Raw genomic sequence first — 20,056 nt, forward strand, 5'->3', positions numbered from 1 at the left:
AGCTGGATCGCCACTGCGGAGCGGGATCACCACCGCCGTGGGAGCATGCGATAGTCGTGGGGTGAACGCTCCGCATCCTGCCCCTGACCTCGCCTTCGTGCTCGACTGCGTCCGCGACGATGCGGCTGCCGGGCGTCTCGCCGAGTGGGGATCGTCGAGCGTGATCGACGAGCACACGAACGCGGCCTCGTTCGGTCGTGCGCTCTTCGACGCCCTGCACGCGGCGGCGGGCCTGCATGCCGAGTTCCCGGTGGGGCATGCTGGCTTGATCCACGTCTACGGCTACTGGTTCTCCGAAGTGGCGACCCCGTTCGGGTTCAAGCGAGCGCGGTGGCAGGACGGCGAGCTGGCCCGGGCTCTCGGTCGCTCCGACGATGCGTTCCACCTGAGGCGCGGATCACCGCTCCGCGATCCCGAGTCGACGCCGCTCCAACGCGTCACTGAGGCCGCGCTCCCTCCGCTGCGGCACCCGATCGCGGGGTCTCCTGTCGGCGAGGCGCTGATCGGCGAGCGTCTGAGCCGTGTCGTGCTCGTGGAGCGTGCGGGGGCGGACGGTCCGGCGGCTCTCGTCTACGGGATCGCGGCGGCGTCGGTCACCCACGTCGACGAGCCCCTTCGGCTCATCACCGCGTTCCCCTACGAAGGCGACCGGCAGGAGCTCATCGCGGAATTCGAGGCGTATCCCGCACCGCGTTGGAATGCGGTCGCCGACTCGTAACCCGGTGTTCATCCCGCGATAGACATTTCGTCCATTTCGCACTCTAACTTTGGATGCATCGTCCAAGTCGTAAGGGAGTGCGCATGGCACCGAGCATCGTCTTCGACTTCGATGGCACCCTGGCCATCGGTCACGGGCCCGTCCGCGCGTACGCGGCGTGCGTGGCCGATGGCGCCGCAGTCGAGCCGGGCTTCATCGAGCGCGTCGACGCCGAGCTCGCGCGTTATGACGCGGGCGCGAGCTCGTATCGGGATGGATACGACATCGTCGGATCTCTCGCCGAGGCAGCGGGCGTGAGCGACGGCGATCGCGCCGCGGCCTACGAGCGCAGCCGCACACGTCTCGGCAGCGACCTCGCCGTCGTCGACACGATCGCCGACCTCGACTCGGCGCTCGAGCGGCTGGGCCGAACCGCCCGTCTCGTGCTCGCGACGAACGCGCCGGAGACCGGCGTCGCCGCCGTGCTCGACGCCTGGGGGGTGCGGGATCGCTTCGACGAACTGCACTACACCGTCGGCAAGCCGGTCGGCCTCGCGCGGCTCATCAAGCGGCTGATCGCCGAGGGACCGGTGCTCGCGATCGGCGACATCTTCGAGTTCGACCTCGCGCCGGCGGCCGCTCTCGGCGCCGACACGGCTCTCGTCGGTGCGACTGCAGCGACCGCTCCAGTTTCGGTGACGATGCGCGGGCGCTCGCTCGCCGACCTCGTCCCCGACCTTCACACCTGGGCCGCGTCTGCGGCATCCAGCACGTCCGCGCCGCTCGGCGCGGGATCCGGTATCGAAAGGTAACCCCACTCATGCGTTCATCCGTTCTCGCAGTAGGCGCTCTCACCGTCGCCGCGCTCGGTCTCGCCGGTTGCAGCGCCACCGACTCGGCGGCATCGTCAGCCGACGAAGCGCAGGCCTGGCCCGACTCCATCACGCTCTCATTGGTGCCGTCGGTCGAGGGCGAAGACCTCGCCGAGGCACTCGATCCACTGACGACGTATCTCTCCGACGGGTTGGGCATCGAGGTCGAGGGCGTCGTCGCGAGCGATTACGCCGCGACCGTCGAAGCGCTCGGCGCCGACCAGGCGCAGGTCGTCATCACCGATGCGGGATCCCTGTACAACGCCATCGAGCAGTACGACGCCGAGCTGGTGCTGCGCGACGTGCGCTTCGGCGCGACCTCGTACGCCGCGGTCGCGTACACGAACAATCCCGACAAGTACTGCGACGCCGAGCCGGTGATGGCGACCTACGCCGCGAGCGACATCGAGCTGTCGTACTGCAACGGCACCGAAGCGGCCGGCGCAGACGCGATGGGTGCCGGCCCGGCCGGCATCGACGCGCTCGAGAAGATCGACGAGGGCACCCGGGTCGCACTGCAGGCGGCGACCTCGCCCGCCGGTTACCAGTACCCGGTCGTCGCCATGCGCGACGCCGGCATCGACACCGACACCGACATCGAGCAGGTGCCGGTGGAGGGCAACAACAACGCCGTGCTCGCGGTCGCGAACGGCGACGCCGAGGTGAGCTTCGGCTACTGGGATGCTCGCACGACCGTGACGGCCGAGGCCCCCGATGTGGCGGAGAAGGTCACGGCGTTCGCCTACACCGAGATGATTCCGAACGGCGGCGTCGCGGTCGCCCCGTCGCTGCCCGCCGATCTCGTCGAGCAGCTCACCGAATTGATGGCCGAGTACGCCGACTCCTCTGAGGAAGCCGAGGCCGTGATGTTCGACCTCGTCGGACTCTCGGGATGGACCACCGAGACCGCCGAAGATGAGATCGCGCGCTACGGCGAGATCCTGGGCGAGTTCTCCAACTGACCAGAACCAGGTACATGTCACACTCACTCGATGAGCGCCGCGGGGCGAGCGGCCGGTGCACGCCGGACGCCGCCTCGTGGCGCATCGCCCTCGACCGCGTCTCGGTCACCTATCCCACCGGCACACGCGCTCTGCGCGATGTCTCGCTGAGCATCGACCCCGGCGAGATGGTGTCGATCGTCGGGCTCTCCGGATCCGGCAAGTCCACCCTCATCCGCACCATCAACGGTCTCGTCGGCGCCACCGAGGGAAGCGTCACGGTCGGCCCGCACCGCATCTCAGAGCTGCGGGGTCGCGGGCTCCGGGAGGCACGCGGGCACATCGGAATGATCTTCCAGGCCTTCAACCTCGCGGAGCGGGCGAGCGTCTACCGCAACACTCTGGTCGGCCGCTTCGCGCACTCCCCGGCGTACCGCACGCTGCTCGGCATTCCAAGCGCTGAGGATCGCGAGCTCGCGCTGCGCGCGCTCGACTCCGTCGGCATCCTCGACAAGGTGTGGCACCGCGCCGGTGCGCTCTCCGGCGGCCAGAAACAACGCGTCGCGATCGCCCGCGCACTGTCGCAGGAGCCGAGTGTGATGCTCGCCGACGAGCCGGTCGCGAGCCTCGACCCGCCCACGGCGCACGCGGTGATGGCCGACCTGGAGCGCATCAACGCGGAGCGCGGTCTCACCGTGCTCGTGAACATCCACCTCATGGACCTCGCGCGGCAGTACACGAACCGCATGATCGGTTTGCGCGACGGCCGGGTCGTGTACGACGGATCAGCCGCCGCTGCGACCGACGCCGACTTCGAGCAGATCTACGGGCGTCCGATCCAGCCGCGCGATCGCCTCGGAGAACGGGCGTGACCGCGATTCTGCGCGAACTCGAGGTGCCGCCGAAACCGCGGCACACCCTGCGCACGGTGCTGATCGTCTCCGCCATCGCGGCGTTCACGATCGCCACCTGCCTGCCGGCGATCGGCGGCATCGAGCTCGATCTCGCGGTGATCGCGAAGCACTGGCGCAACGGCGTGACGAAGCTCGTGCAGCTCGCGCAACCGAACTTCGCCTTCGTGCCGCGCACCCTGGCGCCGCTGCTCGAGACGCTGCAGATGGCGCTCGTCGGCGCGGCCGCCGCGGCGCTGTGCTCGATCCCGCTCACGCTGTGGGCAGCGGCTCCGACGAACCCGAACCGCGTCGCTCGGGGCGTCGTGCGCACGCTCAACAATGTGAACCGCGCCGTGCCCGACCTGGTGTTCGCCACCGTGCTCGTGGCGATGGTGGGCGTCGGCGCACTGCCGGGCGTCATCACGCTCTTCCTCTTCAACATCGGCATCGTGGTGAAGCTGGTCTCCGAGGCGATCGATGCCGCCGATCACCGCTACATGGAGGCGGGACGTGCGGCTGGAGGCACGCAGTTCCAGATCAACCGGGCGACGGCGCTGCCGCAGGCCTGGCCGCTGTTCGCGAATCAATGGCTCTACGCGCTCGAACTCAACGTGCGCGTATCGGCGATTCTCGGCATCGTTGGCGCGGGCGGCATCGGGCGTCTGCTCGATGAGCGGCGGGGGTTCTACGCCTACTCCGATGTCTCCGTCATCATCCTCGAGATCCTCGTCGTGGTCATCGCCATCGAGGTCCTCTCCAATCTGCTGCGCCGGAGGCTCGTATGACCGTGATGCTGAACGCCCCGGTGCCAGGCGCACCCACTGCGCCCCGCCCGGGCTCGCGCGACCTTCCGCCGCGGCCTTCGCGCGTCGCGGCGACGGCGTGGGCGATCGCGGCGGCGCTCGTCGTGCTTGCGGCGGCAGGCACGCTGCAGATCTCGTGGAACGACCTTCCGTCGGTTCCCGGCCAGGTCGCCCACTATCTCCGGCTGATGTTCGAGGCTCCGAACTGGGAGAAGCTGCCGCGCGCGCTGTTCGAGACGTGGCGGTCGATCTCGATGGCGTGGATCGGCGCCATGCTCTGCGTCGCCGTGTCGATTCCGCTCGGGATGCTCGCCGCGAACGGCGTCGGGCCCCTCTGGGTGCGAGCGCTGCTGCGCGGCATCTTCGCGGTGCTGCGCGCCGTTCCCGAGGTGATCATCGCGCTCGTGCTGCTCACCGTCACCGGGTTGACGCCGCTGACGGGAGCGCTCGCACTCGCGATCGCGGGGATCGGCACCCAGGGCAAATGGGTGTACGAGACCGTCGAGTCAGCGCAGGACGGTGCGGTCGAGGCCGTGCGCGCAGCGGGCGGCACCACCGCGGACGTGACCAGGTGGGCGATCTGGCCGGCCGTCGCCCCCGCGCTCCTCTCGTTCGCGCTGTATCGATTCGAGATCAACATCCGCACCTCCGCGGTACTCGGACTCGTGGGCGCCGGCGGTATCGGAAGTATGCTGTCGAACTACACGAACTACCGGCAGTGGGACACCGTCGGCATGCTGCTCATCGTCGTCATCGCGGCGACGATGCTCATGGACGCCGTCTCGGGAGCCATTCGTCGCCGCATCATGAACGGAAGCAGATGACCACCACGTGGCAGGGTTCACCCGACGCCCGTCCGAGTGCGCGCATCGCCTCGCTCGCTCCCGCGCTGCAGCGCACCGAGCGCCGCGTCGTCGAAGCCATCGCGGCCGACCGGGAGCGCGCGGTCGAGTGCACGGCGCAGGCGCTCGCCGAGCGGGTCGGGGTGGGGCGCACCACGGTGATTCGCGCGGCCCAGTCCCTCGGCTACGACGGGTACCCGCAGCTGCGCGTCGCCCTCGTGCAGGAGCTCGCCCTCGAGGGCGCTGCGGTCGCCGGCACTGCGGCGGGCCGGGGCACGACGGGCGCGGCAGGCGCGGCAGGCTCGGGTGGCGCCGCAGGAAGAGCGGGAAGCGGCGCTCGTGGCGATGCGATCGACCCCACGATCCTCGGCGCACTGCGGGGGAGGATCGCGCAGCTCGCCGCCCGTCTCGATGACTCGATGGCGGCGCTCACGCCGGAAGCGGTGGACGCATTCGTGCAGGCGCTCGACTCGGCCGACCGGCTGCTCGTCGTCGCCAACGGCCTCTCGAGCCCGATCGGCCTCGACTTCGCCATGCGGCTCAACTCGGCCGGGCGCTCTGTGGAGCAGTTCGCAGATCCGATGGCGCAGCAGATCGCCGCTCGGCAGCTCGGGGCCGGGTCGGTGTGCGCGGTGTTCTCCGGCTCGGGAGCGAACCGGGCGACCCTTGACGTGATGGGAGCTGCGCGCTTGAGCGGCGCGCGAGTCATCGCGATCACATCATTCGCGCGATCAGCTGTCGAGAAGCTGTCGGATGTCACGCTGGTGGTGCCGCCCGTGGGCGGGAGCTTCCACGACGAGCTCATCCACACCTCGCGTGCGGCGCTGATGCTGCTGACCGAGCATCTCGTCGACGCATTCGTCGAGATGCGCGGCGACCGCGGCCGCGACGCGCGCTCCGCAGTGCTCACCGTGCTCGCCGACGCGCTGGAGGAGTAGGCGAAGCGCCCGACCGGCGGGCGAGGGCGGCCGCGCAGCTCTCAGCCGACGAGATGCTCGCGCAGCGTCGAGCCCGTGTAGGCGCTGCGGAAGACGCCGCGTCGCTGCAGCTCGGGCACGACGCCGTTCACGAAATCCTCGAACGACGAATGGTAGAGGGCGGGCATGATGATGAAGCCGTCGGCGGCCTCGCTCTCGAAGAGGTGCTGCAGCTCGTCGGCGATCGTCGCGGGCGACCCCACCAGCTGCGGGTGCAGCTGGTTGAGGGCCTGCTCGATCGCGAGCTCGGCGACCGTCAAGCGACGCCGCTCGCTCACCGCTGCCAGCATGTCTTCGAACCCGGCGCTGCCGGTGGCGCCGCGGTGCGCGGCGAGTATCCCGGTCGCGGGAGCCGCGGGGTCGAGGGACTCGGCGTGCAGCAGCCGCTCGAGCTTCGCGAGCGCGCTCGGCAGGTCGATCTGCGCGACCAGCGCGGCGAGCTTCGCGTCAGCCTCCGCGTCGGTCCACCCCACGATCGGTTGCACGCCCTGCAGTACGCGAATGGCATCGGGATCACGACCGTGATCTACGCGGGCCCGGTCGCGGATCTCGGTGCGCAGCTCCCGCATGGCCTCGGGGGAGTCGCCGATCGCGAAGACGACCTCGGCCCAGCGCGCCGCGAAGGCCCTGCCGCGGGTCGAGGAGCCGGCCTGCATGAGCACCGGGTGGCCCTGCTGGCTCTGCGGCAGGGTGAGCGGACCCCGCGAGAGCCCTCCGCCGACCCGATGCACGCGCGACGGGTCGGCGAAGAGGCCTGCCGTCTGGTCGTGCACGAGCGCATCGGGCTCCCACGAGTGCCACAGCTCGACGACGGTCTGCACGACTTCGTCGGCGTGGTCGTAGCGCTGGCCGGGCGCCGCGATGCCAGCATGACCGAGATTGCGCGCCTCGGCATCGGTCGTCGACGTCACGATATTCCATGCGGCTCGTCCGCCCGACAGGTGGTCGACGGAGAGCAGCTGACGGGCGATGGAGTACGCGGGCACGAAGCTCGTCGACACGGTCGCGCCGATGCCGATGCGCGACGTCACCCCGGCGACGAGCGCCGCCTTGGCGATCGGGTCGAGGTAGATCGCCCCCTTCCCGGCGGTGCGGAGGGTCGTGGCGTAGTCGCCGGCGCCGTCCTCGGGCACCGCGAGCGCGTCCGCGAAGAAGATCATGTCGAAGCAGCCGCGCTCGAGTGTGCGTCCGAGATCCGCCGTGAACGACCCGCTCAACCAGTCGGCGCGGCTGAGCGGATTGCGCCAGTTCTCGGCGTACTGGCTCGTGGGCGGATTCACCATGCCGACGAGGTGCATGCCCCGCTTCATGAGGCGTGCGACTCGGGCTCGGTCGCCGGAGGCGCGTCGGTGCCGACCACCGACGGGCTGTTGATGGAGACGGTGAGGTGCGTCACCACGTGCTGCACCTGCGCGCCGACTCCGATCCAGGCGTTCGCGGCCGTCTCGAGCACCGCGGAGAGGCCTCCGTCGAGCCGGGTCGCGTAGTGATCGGAGCCCGAGTAGACCCCCGACGCCTTCGCCCGATCGATCGCGGCGTAGATCGGCGTCATGTGGTCGACGGGGGCGGCGGGCGCTGCGGCACTCGCGACCACCGCAGGCGATGCGGATCCTGCGTCGAGCAGCGGATACAGCGACCAGTGCGCCCGAGCGCGAACGCCGCTCTCGGGGAGCGCGATCGGAGCGGCGGCGAGCGCGTGCACGCCGGGCGGAAGCGCGCACTGCAGTTCTCCCGGGCAGCCGCGGGAGAGCAGGATCGCGGCGGACAGATGCGCGCCGCTTCGCGCGGCCGCGGCGACGACGCTCTGCACGTAGGCGAGCACGCGCTGCTCGCCGCCGGTCACGAACGTGGAGATGTCATTCGTCTCGATGGTGAGGCCGGTGGCGTCGGCCGAGCCGAGTGCCCCCAGGATGATGCGCACGTAGTCCGAGTCGTAGACCGAGAGCGTGAAGCGCGCTCCAACGCCGTACTGCTCGGGAGTGGGCGTCGGATGCGTCGCTGAAGTCACGCCCCAACCCTAGGCGACGATCGCGTGCGTCGTGGAGCGGGTGGCGGGATGTTGCTAGGGTGAACCTCACACGGGAGTCCGGTAGGCCGGGCTGAGAGGAAAGTCCACAGCTTTCGACCGTCGAACCTGATCTGGATCATGCCAGCGCAGGGAGACACTCTACGAACCCGTGCCCGAACGAAACGGAAGGGCACGCATTCATGCGCCATCACACCCATACCCGCACCCTGACCCGCGCGGCCGCGCTGCTGTCGACGGCTGCGATCGCACTCGTCGGCTGCGCGAGCACCGCGGCGGCGCCGAACGGCGCGAGCGCCGGGGAGAACGCCGGCAGCACCCGGGTCACCTTCGCCCTCGACTGGGCGCCGAACACGAACCACATCGGCGTGTACGTCGCCGACGAGCTCGGGTACTTCGACGAGGCGGGACTCGACGTCGAGATACTGCCGTACGGCTCGACCCCGGCGACCCAGCTGGTCTCCGCAGGCGAAGCCGATTTCGGGATCGGCGGCCAGTCGACCGTTCAGGTGGCGCGCACCGCCGGGCTCGACCTCGTGTCGGTGTATCGCGTCACGCAGCGGGACTCGGGACGTCTAGTCACTCTGGCGGATCGTGCTGACGTCGACCGCCCCGCCGATCTCGACGGCATGACGTTCGGCGGCTTCGGCTCACCGCTCTACAGCGCCCTCGCGCGCGCCACGATCGAGGGCGACGGCGGCGAGGGGTCGTTCGAGGAGGTGGTGCTCGACACGGGCGCCTACGAGGCGCTCTCGCAGGGGCGCATCGACTTCACGCTGTCGGTCGCGACGTGGGAGAATCTGCAGGCAGAGCTCGACGGCCACCCGTACCGCGAATTCGGGTATCAGGACTTCGGGGTGCCGGAGCAGCAGTCCACCGGCATCGTGTCGAGCGAGGCATATCTCGAAGCGCACCCGGAGGAGTCCCGCGCGTTCGTGCAGGCGGTCGCCCGCGGGTACGCGTACGCGGCCGAACAGCCCGAAGCTGCGGCCGAACTGCTCATCGCGGCGAACCCCGACACCCTCGGGGCGGCCGACGAGCTCGTCCATGCCAGCGCCCGGCTGCTCGCCGAGGACTACCTCGCCTCTCCCGAACGCGAGATCGGCGCGATCGACCCCGAGGCGTGGGACGCGTTCGGCGCGTTTCTCTTCGACGGCGGATTCCTGACCGACGCGGAGGGGCGGCCGCTCACGGAGCAACCCGACTGGAGCGAGTACGCCACCGACGCGTACCTGGGGTGAACAGCCGCATGATGCGCAGTGTCCGACGGGGGTTCTTCGCGACCGGCGGTTCGTGGTCAGAACGACTCGCCCTCATCGCGGCGCCGACGATCGCGTTCCTGCTGCTGCTCGCCGCGTGGCAGGGGGTGGCCGCTGCGGGCCTCGTGCCCGCGGAGATGCTGCCAGCTCCGACGCGCGTGGTGAGCGCCGGTGCCGCCGAGCGCACCGCGCTCCTGCGGCACGCGATCCCGACGCTGATCGCGACCGTCGCGGGATTCGCCCTGTCGGTATCGGTCGCCTGGGTGACGGCGACCGTGCTCGACTTCTCGCGGATCCTGCGCAGCGCTCTGCTCCCACTGCTCGTCGTGAGCCAGACTCTGCCGCTCATCGCGCTCGCACCGCTCGTGGTGCTCTGGTTCGGCTTCGGCCTGCTCCCGAAGCTCCTGCTCGTCGCTTTCGTCACGTTCTTCCCGATGGTGGTCGGGCTGCTGCGCGGGTTCGCGGAGGCGGACCCGGAGGCCGAACGCCTGCTCGCATCGATGGGTGCGTCGCGGGCGACGGTGTTCCGCCTGGTCAGGCTCCCGGCGTCGACGGCTTCGTTCTTCTCGGCGTTGCGCATCTCGATCACCTATGCGGTGGTCGGCGCGATCTTCGCCGAGTACGCGGGAGCCGTCGCCGGCCTCGGCGTCTACATGCAGTCGGCGAAGAACGTCTTCCGCACCGACCTGGTGCTCGCCGCAGTCGGCGTCAGCACGCTGCTCACCCTGTGCCTGTTCGGCATCGTCGTACTCGCCGAGCGCGTGGCGGCGCCGTGGCTGCGCATCGAACAGGGACGGGATCGCACGCACCGGGGGACGCGATCGTGACGCTGCTCGAGGTCCGCGGCGTCGGCAAGCGCTTCGCCGATCAGGTCGTGCTCGAAGACGTCTCCTTCGACGTCGACGACGGCGAGATCGTCGCGATCATCGGCGCGAGCGGGAGCGGGAAGTCGACGCTGCTGTCGCTCCTCACCGGCGCGTTGCATCCCGACTCCGGGGAGATCCGCTTCGCGGGTGCGCCGCTGCCGCAGCGGCGTCGGCCATTCGCCTACATGCCGCAGCGCGATGCGCTGCTGCCGTGGCGGAGAGTCGTCGAGAACGCGGCCATCGGGCTCGAAGTGCAGGGCGTGAGCAGACGGGAAGCGCGGCGTCGCGCACGTGAGCTCCTCGAGCCGTTCGGTCTCGCGGGTACCGAGTTCCGATACCCGCGGCAGCTCTCCGGCGGGATGCGCCAGCGCGTTTCGTTCCTCCGAGCCGTCGTGCAGGAGCAACCGATCCTGCTGCTCGACGAGCCGTTCGGCGCACTCGACGCCATCACCCGCGACGATCTGCAACGCTGGCTGCTCGAGATGTGGCGAGACTCCGGGTGGACGATCGTGTGCATCACGCACGATATTCGCGAAGCCGTGCGCCTGGCCGATCGCGTGCTCGTGCTTCCCAGAACCCCCGGTGCCCTGGCCGGGGAGGTGGCGGTCTCCCGAGAGATTCCGCGCGGCACCGGAATGCTGACCGATCCGAGAGTGCCGCCGCTCGAAGCGGAGCTGCACGCACTGCTGCGGTCGGCGGGCTAGGGCAGCCGGTCAGCCGCGCCGCGGGCCGCACGATCGAACCCCATCGCGTACGCTCGCTCGGGCAGTCCGGCGAGCGGAGTGCGCAGCGCTGCATCGAGTGCGGCGGCGGAGACCGATGCGAGTCGCCTCGGCCACGGTCGGCCCAATGACGTGTTGAACGCGGCGAGCCGGGCCGCAGTTCGCGCGGAGGCGAGTCTGCTGCGCTCCCACCGCGCGAGCGCGGCGCGGTGCGAACCGTCACCATCCGGCGCCGTGCGCCGTTGCCGGCAGCGGCGAGCCTGTGCGAGCACCGGAGCGAGCGTCGCGGCGTCGAGGAGCCCCAGGTTCATGCCCTGGCCGCCGATCGGGCTCACCTCATGCGCGGCATCACCGATCGCGATGACGGAACCGGCGAACACCATGCGATCGAGCAGGACGCGGCGGATGCTGAAACGACTCGCCTCGACCACGTGCGCTGCGAGAGCGGGGGCCAGCATGCGCGTCGCGATCGCCTCGGCGAGTCGTTCGCCGTCGCCGGCCGCGCGCTCGGCGTTCGGATGCTCCGGATCCGACGCGATCCTCGCCACCAGGCGGCGTCGGCCGCCGGGCAGAGGAAACGACTCCGCGACGCCGCACGCGCCGAGGGTGATCACCGCCGTGCCCTCCGGCTGCCCGGGAGCAGCGCTCAGATCGGTCATGAGATACCTGTCGGGATAGGCCCGCGAACGCCCGGTGAACAACCCGCTCAGCAGACGCCGCCCGGATGCACCAGCAGCCACGATCAGGGTGCGGGCGAACCAGGTGCGCGATGCTCCGTCAGCGTCCAACGCGTGCACGTGCACCCCCTCCGGCGTGGGGTGCACGCCCACGACGCGCACGCCACGCACAGGAATCGGCCCGTACGCGGCCACCGCAGCCTCGGTGACCGCCTGGGGGACGGAGGCGACGAACGGGAAGCGCGATGGGCGGCGGTCGAAGCGCACCTCGCCGACCGTGCGACCGGCGGCGACGGCGATACCGCGGGGAATCCGCACAGCCTCTGCGAGAATGCGCTCCGTCGCACCGCCCGCCTCCAGCGCGGCGAGCACCGGAGGATGCACGCCGATCGCGCGAGAACCGGGCGACGCATCGGCGCGCTGCTCGAGCACGACGACCTCGACCCCCAGACGATGCAGCTCGGAGGCGACGAGCGAACCACTCGGCCCGGCACCGACCACCAGGACATCGCAGGCGGTGACGCTCACCGCTCGCCCCGCAGCTCGACGCCCTCCTGATCGGGGCGGTGCACCGCGAGGAGCCGGAACCGGTTGACCTGCTCCGCCCGCCACCGCGGCGGCAGCACGTGCGACAGCTCGCTCCTGGTGTAGCTGCGACGGATACTCCGAAGCCCGTCGACGCGCAGGAGGGTGCCGGCGCTCACCGGCACCGCGCCCACGGCGAATGCAGCGTAGGCGAGTCGACCGCGAGCGATATCGGAATGCACGGCGAGCCTTGAAGCGAGAGCCTCGGAATCGGCGAGCAGCCCGCAGAACTCGGGTTCGGACAGGTGATGGAGGAGATGGTTCGAGACCACGACGTCGAATCCCTCACCCGCGGCCACCAGTTCCGAAGAGAAGCACTCGCGGTATTCGACCCCGGGAATACGCCGCGCGTTTCTCGCCACCGCGATGGCGCGCGGATCGGGGTCGATCCCGACCCCCTGCACTGCGTACCCGTCGCGGGCGGCCATCCGAACGATCCGCCGCAGCACATCTCCGCCGCCGCATCCCACGTCCAGTATCCGCAGATGAGGCGCGGATCCGCTCGTCGAGCGCGACGCAGCCTCGAGCGCGGGACGAATGTGGGTGCGGTAGACCCGGCCCCATGATGAGACAGCGCGATTGACCGCGTCGAATCCCTGCAGCGTGCGGCGCAGCCGGCCCGCGTCGCACGAGGGATCGTCCATGATCTCCGTCAGCCGGGTGTCTCGCTCGGCGAGCGAGACGAACGTCCTGCGCTCCATCGTGACAGCCACGGCCGGATCAGACCGCGTTGCGCGATGCCGTATTGGTCGCCGGGGCGCTCGCCGCAGCGCCGACGGGGATCCCCGTGGCACCCGTCACATCGGCTTCGGGGATGGTCTGGGCCTGCTCAGTGCGCGCGGCGACGCGGGTGAACCGCGCCGTTTCCACGGTCAAGCCCGGGCCGAAGCACAGCCCCGCCACGGTCGCACCGTCGGCGAGCGAATCGTCGGCGAGGATGCGCTGCAGAATGAACAGGATCGTCGCGCTCGACATATTGCCGTACTCCCGGAGCACCTCGCGGGACGGGAGCATCGCGTCGTCCGGGAGATCGAGGCCGCTCTGCACCCGGTCGAGCACGCTCCGCCCTCCGGGATGCACGGCCCACGCGTCGATGCCGGAGACGGCTCCCGTGGCGTCGCGACCGAGCATCGGTCCCACCACAGACGCAATCTCCCGCCCGATGATACGCGGGACGTTGGCGGTCAATCGCATTTCGAATCCGTGGTCTCCGATCGTCCAGTCCATGTCCTCCTCGCCCTCAGAGGTGAGCGCGGTCGAGAATGCCCCGACGTCGAGCACGGGCGTCGAGCGTCGTGCCGCCATCGGATCGGAGGCCACGATCGCCGCCCCCGATCCATCGCCGAACACCGCGGAGGCGACGATCTGCTCGGGATCGTTGGAGGAGCGGATGTGGAGCGAGCAGAGTTCGGTGCAGACGACGAGGACCACGGATCCCGGCTGCGCGTCGGCGATCCGCGTGGCGGCGCGCAGCGCGGGGAACGCTGCGGCGCATCCCATGAATCCGATGTTGGTGCGCTCGGCGCTCGTCGGGATGCCGAGCTCTCGCACGAGCAGGTAATCGGGGCCCGGCGCGAAGAATCCGGTGCACGACGCGGTGACGACGTGCGTCACGTCGGCCGCCGAGAGACCGGCTCGTTCGAGGGCGTCGCGGGCCGCGGCTGCGGAGAGGGGCGGCGCTTCTCGCCGGTACACCAGATTCCGTTCGCCGGTCGAGGGGGAGCGGAGAAGCTCGTGGTCCTCCATGAACACGTCCGAGTTCGCAGACGGGCCGTTGTCGGAGTCGAGACTGCCGATGACGGAATATCGGGTGTCGATCGCCGATTGATCGAACGCCGCTCCGATGAGTCTGGCGGTGAGCCGGTCGACTCCGGGCTGGGCGGCGAAGAAATCTCGGGTGCGCGCCTGTGCCAAGCGCGCGGACGGGATTGCGGTACCGATGGCGAGGATCTGCGTGACCATGAGGCAAACCTAGTGGTGCTGCCGGCGCGGCACTCGGGGCTTGACAGGGATCGCGGCATTCCGAGACCGCGTGGTCGCACGCCCCGACTCCGAAAGCTGGGAACTTACTGCATATCGTCTCCCAGGCGCAACCACCTAGTGGGAGGGCTCCGAAGCACTCACACTAAGACAACCCGGTGACATGCGCTGTGCCGACATCGTCACCTCCAATGAATATAGAAGGAGAACGTCGTGAAGAACTCACCTAATCGCATTCTCGGAGTGATCTTCGGCGCGGTCTACGTCCTGGTCGGCCTGCTCGGCTTCGCCGTCACCGGTGGAGTGGGCTTTGTCGCGACCGAGGGCGGTCTGCTCCTCGGTATTTTCGAGGTGAACCCGCTGCACAACATCGCCCACCTCTTGATCGGTGCGGCCCTGCTGCTCGCCGGCCTCGCGAACGTTCGCGCTGCGAAGGGCGTCAACGGCACCGTGGGTGCCGTGTACCTCCTGCTCGGCATCGTCGGCTTCTTCATCGCCGATACCGCTGCGAACATCCTGGCGCTGAACACCGCCGACCACATCCTCCACCTCGGCAGCGCGCTCGTGCTGCTCGTCGTCGCCATCGCGGCCGACAAGCACGTCGAGCCCGCGACGCGTCCGGCGATCTAACATGCGCGCGTTCTGATGATGATCAGAGCAATGTGGCCGGCCCTGGCTTCGCTCGGGGCCGGCCTCGTGCTGTTCGCGACGGCCGCCGGGGCGTCTCCGGGCGTCGCCGTTCCCGTCGGTATCATCGGGGCCCTCGAACTCGCATGGTCGTTCGCCGTTCTGCGAGCGGGGCGGCTCGTGCTGCCTCGCACCGCGGTGGCGGGCGGCGCGATCGGCATCGTGGGGTCGGGATTCCTGCTGCTGACGGGACCGCTCGCGTTGATTCCGTTTCTCGCGCTGTTCGTGTTCCACTGGTCGATCGCCATTGCCGCCGTGATCGAGTTGCGCGGCCAGCGCGCTCGGCGCGGAGCTGCTGCGGGGGAGCCGGCGCCGGAGTCTCGGCAGCGTCGGGCGGGGGTCTTCGCACTCGTGCTGGTGGTCGAGGCGATGCTCGTCGCTGCGATCGCGACGCCCGCGCTCGCTGCGAGCGAGGCCGGCGAATTCGCCGTCCCGCACGGCACATCCCACGCCGGCCACTGAACGGGCGCCGCTCGGATCGCCCCGAGCGATCGCTGCACGTCGTAGGGTGGAAGCGGAGAGCCTCGTGCTCCACGAGGTCGGAAGGAGAGTCTGATGCTGCTCAACCTGGATGCACTCGCGAACACCGGCGGGCAGAGCGTGCTCCCGTGGGTGATCGGAGCCGCGATCGTCATCGTCATCGCGGCCGCGCTCATGATCTTCGCGGCGGTGCGCAAGCGCCGCGCCGCGGCGAACCCGGACCCGAACGCGAACCCGAGTGCCGCGCCCGAGCCGGGCGACCCCGGCGACCCGACGCGCCTCTGACTGGCTGACCCGACGCCTCAGAGGCCGCGCCCATCCCTGCCGGACTGCGGAAGAACGATCACGGAGGATTCACCATGCGCGCAACGGAAGCTCTCGTCGACCTGGCTCGGCGCCCGCTGGACGCCGCCGAGGCGCTGCGTCCACAGCTCGTACCAGAACTGCTGAACGCGCACCCGCACCACGACAACTCCGTTGCGTGGTTGCTGTGGCATGCGGCGCGCGAGATCGACGAGCAAGTCGCGAGCCTCTCCGGCGAGGAGCCGATCTGGACGGCTCAGGGGTTCGACCGGCGATTCGACCTGGGCCCAGCTGCGTCGAGCATCGGATACGGCCACAGCGCGGAGGAGGCGAGGAGCATCGTCTCCGGAGACGCGGCGCTGCTGCTCGAGCACCTGCGCGCCGCGGTGGAGGCGCAGGTGGCCTATCTGATGTCGCTCGATGACCCCGCGCTCGACGACGTCATCGATGAAGCCTGGGATCCGCCGGTGACCCGTGCTTCACGACTCGTGAGCATCTCGGCAGACGCCCTGGAACACGTGGGGCAGGCGTCCTACGTCGTCGGTCTCGGGAGCGGCGCGTTCGAGTGAGGCGCCGGCTCGCCCAGCGCGAACTCGGTGCGACGGTGCACGACGCCGTTGATCTGCAGGGCGAGGGAGGCGGGTCCCGGGTAGTATCTGCGCGTCGAGATCGGGCGGAAGGACTGCGCGGCTGACACGCGCGCCGCCTCGCCGGGCGCCAGTTCGCGGCGGGCGAGCTTGAACACCTTCGTGCGCTCGCGTCCGCGGGCATCGGGAAACTCGAGCACATAGTCGATCATGATGCGCGCGGCGTCGGAGCCGCGGTTGGTGATCGTCGCCGAGAACTGCACCTCGTCGCCGATCATCACGCGCGGGCGGGAGAGCGCGAGCGGGGTGACGTCGAGCCGCGCGAGCCCGTATCCGAGCAGTGCGAGCGCATCCGCGTCACCTCGCTTCACGAGCGTTCGGAGCGCGTGTCGCGAGGTGCGGTCGACATGTGCACCGCCGGCGGCCCGCCACCCGGCGACGCACTCCACGACGAATCCGGGATGGTGCCGACTGTGGTCATTCACGTGGTTCGCCACCGATCGGCGCACCGCTTCCTCTGGGTCGTCGGAGAGCGCATCGAGGATGCCTCGTGTGGGAAGGGGATCGGCGATGAGTGCCGGGATGCGCTCTGCCCAGGGCAGGAGCGGTCGGCTGCCCTCGGAGGCGAGACGGCGGACGTGCCAGTCGCGGTCGCCGGTCCATCCCTGCATCTGCGCGAGCGCCCGGGGGAGATCGTGCCGGAGCAGCGGGCGAATCGCGAACTCCGACGTCATGCGGGGTGTCAGCTCACGCAGCAGGGCGAGGGCGTCGTCGAACGCCTCAGGCGCCCCCGCCTCGAGTGCGCTCCAGGCGACGGCGAGGCCGACTGGCCAGAGCATCCAGCCCGAGAACTCGGGATCCTGCTGCGCCGCGCGGACGATCGCGTTCAGTCGAGCCGGAGCGGTGCCGTGGTCCTCGCGCACGGCGCCGGCGAGCAGACGCGCTCGCTCGCTGAGGCCGCGGCCGGCGAGCGAGGCTGCTGCGCCCCGCAGTGCGTCGCCGTCGGCAGCCGGGTTCGCATTGAGCAGCAGTCTGGCGAGCGCTTCCGCGCGGTCCCGACCGAGCAGCTCATCGGTCATCGACATCGAGGCGCTCCGCTCGTCCAGGCTGCAGGGGCGCGCAGAAGGAATCGCGCTCCGCATGGAGTGTACGGCACCCCGCAGGACCGGAGTAAGCCAGTTGCCGTGGCGCCCGTCAGCCCATTAGCGTCGAGATGTTGCCTCGAGCGGGGCGCCGAGAGGAGCACCATGAGCGCGCACGACCGAGACCCGTCCCAGAGCGCTGCGGTCGCAGCGCCGGCGGCCGACCGAGGGTTGGTGCCCCGATTGATCGCCGGGGCCCTGCGCATGAGACTGGTTCGCGCATTCCTGAGGTACGGCGAGCATCGCGGCTCCATGCTCGCCGACAGCCTCACATACCGGGCGCTGTTCAGCGTCTTCGCCGGCATTTCGCTCGGGTTCTCCGTGGCAGCGCTCTGGTTGAGCTCCAACCCGGAGGCGATGGCGACGCTCACCGAGACACTCGATCGAGTGATCCCCGGCATCGGCGATATCGTCGATCCGAGCACGTTCGCCGCTCCCGGATTCTCCATCGTCGGAGTGATCTCCCTGCTCGGCCTGCTCGGTGCGGCGATCAGCGCGATCGGGAGTCTTCGCATCGCGTTGCGGACGCTCGCAGACGAAGTGCACGACGACGTGTTCGTGCTGTGGGTGATCCTGCGCAACCTGCTGGTAGCCGTGCTGTTCGGAGGGCTGCTCGCGGCGGCCGCCGTCGTGAGCGTGGTGGGCTCCTTCGGCATCTCGTCACTGCTCACATGGCTGGGAATGGGGAACGGGTCGTTCACGGAGTGGGCGACCCGCGTCTTCGGCATCCTCGTCGTCTTCGTGATCGATACCGTCGCTATCGCACTGGTGTTCCGCGTGCTCTCCGGCGTGCGAGCGCCGGCGAAGGCGCTGTGGGGCGGAGCCGTCGTCGGCGGCGTCGGGCTCGTCGTGCTGCAGGAGCTCTCGGGCCTCTTCGTGCGGGGAGCCACCGCGAACCCGTTGCTCGCGTCGTTCGCGACGCTGATCGCGCTGCTGCTCTGGATCAACCTCTCGTCCCAGGTGATTCTCATCGCCTGCAGCGTCATCATCACTGCAACAGCGGAATCCAAAGACCGACTGCGCGAGAAGTTCGGCGCCGAAACGCTGGTGCAGCGCCGGCGACTTCGGGCCGAGGAACTCGTCCACGCTGCGACGCGCGAGTTGCGCGCCGCGCAGGAGGCTGAGCGGAGCGAACGCGCGAAAGGGGTTGTCGATGCGACGGGGGAGCCGCACGCAGGAGCAACGGCGGAGCGAGCGTCGCGGCCGGGGCAGTAGCAGGTCGCCGTCCGCGGCTCGAGAGATAGGGTGAAGTGATCGCCCGCACCGACGGGCGCATGAGGCTTCGCGATGACGGAAGGCAGGCGCACGTGACCGACCAGCAGCACCACTTCGAGGAGGCCGTTCGCGCCTCGGCACGGACGGGGCACGAGCGCACGCTCGACGACCTGCAACGGCTCGTGCGCATTCCGTCGGTGTCGTGGCCCGCCTTCGACCCGGCGCACGTCGCCGCGAGCGCCGAGGAGATCGCGGAACTGCTCCGCGAGACCGGCGTCTTCGATGTCGTCGATGTGCGTCGCGCCCCCGTCGAGGGCGGGACCGATCTGGGGCAGCCCGCCGTGGTGGCTCGTCGTGCGGCACGCAACGGGCGACCGACGGTGCTGCTGTACGCCCACCACGACGTGCAGCCTCCCGGGAAGGACGAAGACTGGCTGTCGCCGCCCTTCGAGCCGACGTTGCGCGACGGGCGGCTGTACGGACGCGGGGCCGCCGACGACAAGGCGGGCGTCATGGCGCACATCGGAGCCATTCGTGCGCTGGCCGCGGCGGCCGAATCGGAGAAGCGCGATCTCGACCTGGGCATCGCGCTCTTCATCGAGGGTGAGGAGGAGTGGGCGTCGCAGTCCTTCGGCAACTTCCTCCGGGAGAACCGCGACATGCTCGCGGCGGACGCCATCATCGTCGCCGACTCGAGCAATTGGGATGAGGAGACGCCGGCGTTGACGGTGGCGCTGCGCGGCGCTGTGGCGTTCAACGTGCGCATCCAGACGCTCGACCGCGCCTCCCACTCCGGCATGTTCGGAGGGGCGGTGCCCGACGCCATGCTCGCGGCCGTGCGCCTGCTGGACACGCTGTGGGACGCGGACGGCGCCGTCGCCGTCGACGGGCTCGGGGCGGCGGACCTCGACGTGCCCGACTACGATGAGGCGCGGCTGCGTTCCGAGACGGGACTGCTCGACGGGGTGAGTCCGGTGGGTCGCGGCGCGATCCTCTCGCGGCTCTGGGCTCAGCCCTCGATCTCGATCACGGGCCTCGACGCTCCCGACGTCGCGAACGCTTCAAACACGCTCATACCCAGCGTTCGTGTGCGCATCAGCGCGCGCATCGCTCCGGGGCAGGACCCGAATGCCGCGTATGCGGCCCTCGTGCAGCACTTGCAGGATCGCGCGCCGTTCGGCGCGCATCTGACCTTCGAAGACCCTGGCCTGGGGCAGGCGTTCCAGGTCGACACGAGCGGCTGGGCCGTTTCCGAGGTGCGTCGTGCAATGGCCGACGCCTGGGAGCGCGACCCGGTGGATATCGGCGTCGGCGGATCGATCCCGTTCATCGCGGAGCTCGTGGACGAGTTTCCGGAAGCGCAGATCCTGGTCACGGGCGTCGAGGACCCCGACGGGCGCGCGCACAGTCCGAACGAGTCGCTGCACCTCGAATCGTTCCGCAAATCGCTGTTGTCGGAGGCGCTGTTCCTCGCTCGTCTCGATCAGCGCATCGCCTGACCC

At 69.9% G+C, this 20,056-nt stretch carries 22 protein-coding genes and 1 riboswitch; of the genes, 16 read left to right on the forward strand and 6 right to left on the reverse strand.

The window, feature by feature from the left end; translation table 11 throughout:
- Positions 1–61: 61 nt before the first annotated feature.
- From JE033_RS11820 to JE033_RS11850, 7 genes are all read left to right on the forward strand, one after another.
- Positions 62–718 (forward strand): amino acid deaminase, encoded by a 657-nt coding sequence (locus JE033_RS11820; protein WP_200331799.1) that lies wholly within the window; start codon positions 62–64, stop codon positions 716–718.
- A gap of 83 nt (positions 719–801) precedes the next feature.
- Complete coding sequence (locus JE033_RS11825; RefSeq protein ID WP_200331801.1) at positions 802–1,509, forward strand: HAD family hydrolase; 708 nt, start codon at positions 802–804, stop codon at positions 1,507–1,509.
- 8 nt (positions 1,510–1,517) lie between these two features.
- On the forward strand, positions 1,518–2,531 hold the full coding sequence (gene phnD, locus JE033_RS11830; protein WP_200331803.1) for a phosphate/phosphite/phosphonate ABC transporter substrate-binding protein: 1,014 nt from the start codon (positions 1,518–1,520) through the stop codon (positions 2,529–2,531).
- Positions 2,532–2,545: 14 nt separating this feature from the next.
- A complete protein-coding gene (gene phnC, locus JE033_RS11835; protein ID WP_200331806.1) occupies positions 2,546–3,382 on the forward strand; it encodes a phosphonate ABC transporter ATP-binding protein in 837 nt (278 codons plus the stop codon).
- On the forward strand, positions 3,379–4,188 hold the full coding sequence (gene phnE, locus JE033_RS11840) for a phosphonate ABC transporter, permease protein PhnE (RefSeq protein WP_200331808.1): 810 nt from the start codon (positions 3,379–3,381) through the stop codon (positions 4,186–4,188). The genes phnC and phnE (JE033_RS11840) overlap by 4 nt, the downstream gene beginning before the upstream one ends.
- The gene (phnE, locus tag JE033_RS11845) at positions 4,185–5,030 is read left to right on the forward strand and encodes a phosphonate ABC transporter, permease protein PhnE (protein WP_200331810.1); all 846 of its coding nucleotides are present in this window, start codon (positions 4,185–4,187) and stop codon (positions 5,028–5,030) included. Before phnE (JE033_RS11840) ends, phnE (JE033_RS11845) begins: the two co-directional genes overlap by 4 nt.
- Positions 5,027–5,986: a MurR/RpiR family transcriptional regulator gene (locus JE033_RS11850; RefSeq protein ID WP_200331812.1), complete on the forward strand. Its 960-nt coding sequence runs from the start codon at positions 5,027–5,029 to the stop codon at positions 5,984–5,986. The genes phnE (JE033_RS11845) and JE033_RS11850 overlap by 4 nt, the downstream gene beginning before the upstream one ends.
- Positions 5,987–6,027: 41 nt before the next feature.
- Here JE033_RS11850 and JE033_RS11855 read toward each other — a convergent pair whose 3' ends face one another.
- Complete coding sequence (locus JE033_RS11855) at positions 6,028–7,335, reverse strand: NtaA/DmoA family FMN-dependent monooxygenase (RefSeq protein WP_234037445.1); 1,308 nt, start codon at positions 7,333–7,335, stop codon at positions 6,028–6,030.
- Positions 7,332–8,033, reverse strand: coding sequence for a YkoF family thiamine/hydroxymethylpyrimidine-binding protein (locus JE033_RS14955; RefSeq protein WP_200331814.1), 702 nt, complete (start codon positions 8,031–8,033; stop codon positions 7,332–7,334). The genes JE033_RS11855 and JE033_RS14955 overlap by 4 nt, the downstream gene beginning before the upstream one ends.
- A 60-nt stretch (positions 8,034–8,093) precedes the next feature.
- Positions 8,094–8,203: riboswitch (TPP riboswitch) on the forward strand.
- 30 nt (positions 8,204–8,233) lie between these two features.
- Between JE033_RS14955 and JE033_RS11865 the strand changes: the two genes are divergently transcribed.
- Genes JE033_RS11865 through JE033_RS11875 form a run of 3 tightly spaced genes read left to right on the forward strand, consistent with a single transcriptional unit; the run spans position 8,234 to position 10,880 of the window.
- Positions 8,234–9,292, forward strand: a complete 1,059-nt coding sequence (locus JE033_RS11865; protein WP_200331816.1) for an ABC transporter substrate-binding protein — start codon at positions 8,234–8,236, stop codon at positions 9,290–9,292.
- An 8-nt stretch (positions 9,293–9,300) separates the two neighbouring features.
- Positions 9,301–10,137, forward strand: a complete 837-nt coding sequence (locus JE033_RS11870; protein WP_200331818.1) for an ABC transporter permease — start codon at positions 9,301–9,303, stop codon at positions 10,135–10,137.
- Entirely contained in the window at positions 10,134–10,880 is a 747-nt protein-coding gene (locus JE033_RS11875; protein WP_200331821.1) for an ABC transporter ATP-binding protein, read from the forward strand. Before JE033_RS11870 ends, JE033_RS11875 begins: the two co-directional genes overlap by 4 nt.
- Here JE033_RS11875 and JE033_RS11880 read toward each other — a convergent pair.
- Genes JE033_RS11880 through JE033_RS11890 form a run of 3 tightly spaced genes read right to left on the reverse strand, consistent with a single transcriptional unit; the run spans position 10,877 to position 14,122 of the window.
- A complete protein-coding gene (locus tag JE033_RS11880; protein WP_200331823.1) occupies positions 10,877–12,103 on the reverse strand; it encodes an NAD(P)/FAD-dependent oxidoreductase in 1,227 nt (408 codons plus the stop codon). The genes JE033_RS11875 and JE033_RS11880 overlap by 4 nt on opposite strands.
- Positions 12,100–12,873, reverse strand: a complete 774-nt coding sequence (locus JE033_RS11885; protein ID WP_370567955.1) for a methyltransferase domain-containing protein — start codon at positions 12,871–12,873, stop codon at positions 12,100–12,102. Before JE033_RS11885 ends, JE033_RS11880 begins: the two co-directional genes overlap by 4 nt.
- 7 nt (positions 12,874–12,880) lie before the next feature.
- A complete protein-coding gene (locus tag JE033_RS11890; RefSeq protein WP_200331825.1) occupies positions 12,881–14,122 on the reverse strand; it encodes a type III polyketide synthase in 1,242 nt (413 codons plus the stop codon).
- A gap of 231 nt (positions 14,123–14,353) precedes the next feature.
- Here JE033_RS11890 and JE033_RS11895 point away from each other — a divergent pair, with 231 nt between their 5' ends.
- The 4 genes from JE033_RS11895 to JE033_RS11910 all read left to right on the forward strand — a co-directional run bounded on the left by JE033_RS11895 (position 14,354) and on the right by JE033_RS11910 (position 16,179).
- Positions 14,354–14,770 (forward strand): DUF4383 domain-containing protein, encoded by a 417-nt coding sequence (locus JE033_RS11895; protein ID WP_090149936.1) that lies wholly within the window; start codon positions 14,354–14,356, stop codon positions 14,768–14,770.
- A gap of 15 nt (positions 14,771–14,785) precedes the next feature.
- Positions 14,786–15,289 (forward strand): hypothetical protein, encoded by a 504-nt coding sequence (locus JE033_RS11900; protein ID WP_200331827.1) that lies wholly within the window; start codon positions 14,786–14,788, stop codon positions 15,287–15,289.
- Between the two features lie 93 nt (positions 15,290–15,382).
- On the forward strand, positions 15,383–15,592 hold the full coding sequence (locus tag JE033_RS11905) for a hypothetical protein (protein ID WP_200331829.1): 210 nt from the start codon (positions 15,383–15,385) through the stop codon (positions 15,590–15,592).
- Between the two features lie 74 nt (positions 15,593–15,666).
- Positions 15,667–16,179 (forward strand): DinB family protein, encoded by a 513-nt coding sequence (locus JE033_RS11910; protein ID WP_090149926.1) that lies wholly within the window; start codon positions 15,667–15,669, stop codon positions 16,177–16,179.
- Here JE033_RS11910 and JE033_RS11915 read toward each other — a convergent pair.
- Positions 16,143–17,282, reverse strand: a complete 1,140-nt coding sequence (locus tag JE033_RS11915; protein WP_200331831.1) for a DNA alkylation repair protein — start codon at positions 17,280–17,282, stop codon at positions 16,143–16,145. The genes JE033_RS11910 and JE033_RS11915 overlap by 37 nt on opposite strands.
- Positions 17,283–17,444: 162 nt before the next feature.
- On the opposite strand from JE033_RS11915, the gene JE033_RS11920 reads away from it, so the two are divergent.
- Positions 17,445–18,554, forward strand: coding sequence for a YihY/virulence factor BrkB family protein (locus JE033_RS11920; protein ID WP_090149923.1), 1,110 nt, complete (start codon positions 17,445–17,447; stop codon positions 18,552–18,554).
- A 92-nt stretch (positions 18,555–18,646) separates the two neighbouring features.
- Positions 18,647–20,053, forward strand: a complete 1,407-nt coding sequence (locus JE033_RS11925) for a dipeptidase (RefSeq protein WP_346057381.1) — start codon at positions 18,647–18,649, stop codon at positions 20,051–20,053.
- The last annotated feature ends 3 nt before the right edge of the window (positions 20,054–20,056 follow it).

The sequence above is a fragment of the Leucobacter sp. L43 genome, from assembly GCF_016597785.1.
Lineage (GTDB): Bacteria > Actinomycetota > Actinomycetes > Actinomycetales > Microbacteriaceae > Leucobacter > Leucobacter alluvii.

Bases quoted from the DNA above. Each gene is read 5' to 3' on its own strand.
- phnC (WP_200331806.1), top strand. From the start codon at position 2,546: ATGTCACACTCACTCGATGAGCGCCGCGGGGCGAGCGGCCGGTGCACG.
- JE033_RS11890 (WP_200331825.1), bottom strand. From the start codon at position 14,122: ATGGTCACGCAGATCCTCGCCATCGGTACCGCAATCCCGTCCGCGCGC.
- phnD (WP_200331803.1), top strand. From the start codon at position 1,518: ATGCGTTCATCCGTTCTCGCAGTAGGCGCTCTCACCGTCGCCGCGCTC.
- phnE (WP_200331810.1), top strand. From the start codon at position 4,185: ATGACCGTGATGCTGAACGCCCCGGTGCCAGGCGCACCCACTGCGCCC.
- JE033_RS11850 (WP_200331812.1), top strand. From the start codon at position 5,027: ATGACCACCACGTGGCAGGGTTCACCCGACGCCCGTCCGAGTGCGCGC.
- JE033_RS11910 (WP_090149926.1), top strand. From the start codon at position 15,667: ATGCGCGCAACGGAAGCTCTCGTCGACCTGGCTCGGCGCCCGCTGGAC.
- JE033_RS11865 (WP_200331816.1), top strand. From the start codon at position 8,234: ATGCGCCATCACACCCATACCCGCACCCTGACCCGCGCGGCCGCGCTG.
- JE033_RS11855 (WP_234037445.1), bottom strand. From the start codon at position 7,335: ATGAAGCGGGGCATGCACCTCGTCGGCATGGTGAATCCGCCCACGAGC.
- JE033_RS11905 (WP_200331829.1), top strand. From the start codon at position 15,383: ATGCTGCTCAACCTGGATGCACTCGCGAACACCGGCGGGCAGAGCGTG.
- JE033_RS11920 (WP_090149923.1), top strand. From the start codon at position 17,445: ATGAGCGCGCACGACCGAGACCCGTCCCAGAGCGCTGCGGTCGCAGCG.
- JE033_RS11870 (WP_200331818.1), top strand. From the start codon at position 9,301: ATGATGCGCAGTGTCCGACGGGGGTTCTTCGCGACCGGCGGTTCGTGG.
- JE033_RS11915 (WP_200331831.1), bottom strand. From the start codon at position 17,282: ATGTCGATGACCGATGAGCTGCTCGGTCGGGACCGCGCGGAAGCGCTC.
- JE033_RS11900 (WP_200331827.1), top strand. From the start codon at position 14,786: ATGATGATCAGAGCAATGTGGCCGGCCCTGGCTTCGCTCGGGGCCGGC.
- JE033_RS11825 (WP_200331801.1), top strand. From the start codon at position 802: ATGGCACCGAGCATCGTCTTCGACTTCGATGGCACCCTGGCCATCGGT.